This window comes from Kutzneria sp. NPDC051319 (genome assembly GCF_040682195.1).
GTDB lineage: Bacteria > Actinomycetota > Actinomycetes > Mycobacteriales > Pseudonocardiaceae > Kutzneria.
Window position 1 is genome coordinate 1 of the sequence record NZ_JBFBAM010000164.1, and the last position, 1186, is coordinate 1186.

Sequence of the window (1186 nt, forward strand, 5' to 3'; positions counted from 1 at the left end):
ACCCCTGCCCGCAAGACCAACGCCCCGACCCAACAGATCACCCCGATCGGGAACATCACCGGCGGCGTCGACACCCACCGCGACTTCCACGTCGCCGCCGCCACCGACACCCTCGGGCACCACCTGGGCACCCGCCGATTCCCCGCCACCACCACCGGCCACACCGCCCTGCTGACCTGGCTGACCGGATTCGGCCCGGTCACCGCCGTCGGCGTCGAAGGCACCGGCAGCTACGGCGCCGGCCTCACCACCCACCTGCACACCCACGGCATCACCGTGCGCGAAGTCACCCGCCCCAACCGACAAACCCGCCGCCGCACCGGCAAATCCGACCCCGCCGACGCCATCGCCGCCGCCGCAGCAACCCTGGCCGCCACCGCCACCGCCACACCCAAACCCCGCACCGGCCCCGTCGAGTCCGTCCGCGTCCTGCGCACCGTCCGCGACCAACTCAACAAGGCCCGCACCGCCACGATCAACACCCTGCACGCCCTGACCGTCACCGCCCCCGACGACCTACGCGAGTCCCTGCACGGCCTGTCGACCACCGCACTGATCACCCACTGCGCCACCCTGCCCGCCCCCACCCCACCGGCCCCTGGCCTACGCGGAAAAGCCAAGACCCACGCCGCCCACGCCCTCGCGACCGCGCTGCTGGACTCCCACACCGGCCTGCGCCTGGCCCTGACCCAGCTCGCGCAGACCATCCGCGTCTACGACACCCGCCTGCGTGAGCTGGACACCGCCCTACACGCCGTGGTCACCACGATCGCCCCGCGCACCATCGGCCTCTACGGACTCGGGCCCGACACCACCGGCCAACTCCTGACCACCGCCGGGCACACCCCCGACCGGCTGCACAGCGAAGCCGCGTTCGCCCGCCTGACCGGCGTCGCACCCCGCGACGCCTCCAGCGGCAACCACGACCACCAGCGCCTGTCCCGCGCCGGAGACCGCCAGGCCAACGCCGCGCTCTACCGCGTGGTCCTGACCCGCCTGGCCGGCCACGAGGCCACCCGCGCCTACCTGGCCAAGCGCCTCAGTCCCAACAGCGGCAACAAGAAACACCTCATCCGCTGCCTCAAACGCTACGCCGCCCGGGAGATCTACCCACGCCTGATGGCCGATCTAGCCGCGCTGCCCACCCTCCAAACGGCTTGACAGACCATAGGAGCATCTCGCGGGG

Annotated in this window: 1 protein-coding gene; it reads left to right on the forward strand. The window is 72.3% G+C overall.

Features of this window, described 5'->3' with window-relative positions; all coding sequences use genetic code 11:
- A partial coding sequence (locus AB0M73_RS49765) for an IS110 family transposase (RefSeq protein WP_363907246.1) occupies positions 1-1161 on the forward strand: 1161 nt, incomplete at its 5' end.
- Positions 1162-1186: the final 25 nt, after the last annotated feature.